The following is a 474-nucleotide window of genomic DNA, read 5'->3' as shown; positions in this document are numbered from 1 at the left end:
GGCCTTGACCGCAGCGGCGAGTTGTCGAGCATCGAGCGATCGTCCTGTGGTTGCGAGGTGACGGTAGAGCGTGATACGGATGCGCTCAGCCAGGTCGGATATAGGCAACGGCGTACTTTCGTGTCAGGTGGCGAGAGGTCGCAGAGGCAGTCTTTCTGCCGCCGCCTCGGTGAGGATGCGGGTGAGGGCGCGTATCCCAGGATCGACGACGTCGGGAGTGCGCGCTGCGAGGTGGACGCTGCGCACGAGCGGGGAGTCGAGACTGAGCAGATCGACGCCGTCAGGAAGCTGCGCGATGGTCAGCGCGGGCACGAGAGCGACGCCGACTCCGGCGGCGACGAGTTCGAGTTGGACGCTGAAGTCCATGGATTCCGCGACGATTCGGGGTTGGAATCCGGCGAGGCCGCAGGCGCGTTCCATCATCGTGAAGCAGGTCACGTCGGCTGTCGGCGCGATCCACGGTGCTGTCGCATA

Annotated in this window: 1 protein-coding gene; it reads right to left on the bottom strand. The window is 65.4% G+C overall.

Annotated elements, in window-relative coordinates; translation table 11 throughout:
• Positions 1-123: 123 nt before the first annotated feature.
• A partial coding sequence (locus tag ASG00_RS13955) for a LysR substrate-binding domain-containing protein (protein WP_235559608.1) occupies positions 124-474 on the bottom strand: 351 nt, incomplete at its 5' end.

The organism is Microbacterium sp. Leaf351 (assembly GCF_001423825.1).
Lineage (GTDB): Bacteria > Actinomycetota > Actinomycetes > Actinomycetales > Microbacteriaceae > Microbacterium > Microbacterium ginsengisoli.
The sequence above is the reverse complement of the archived record's forward strand: the minus strand, read 5'-3'. Positions and strand labels throughout refer to the sequence as shown.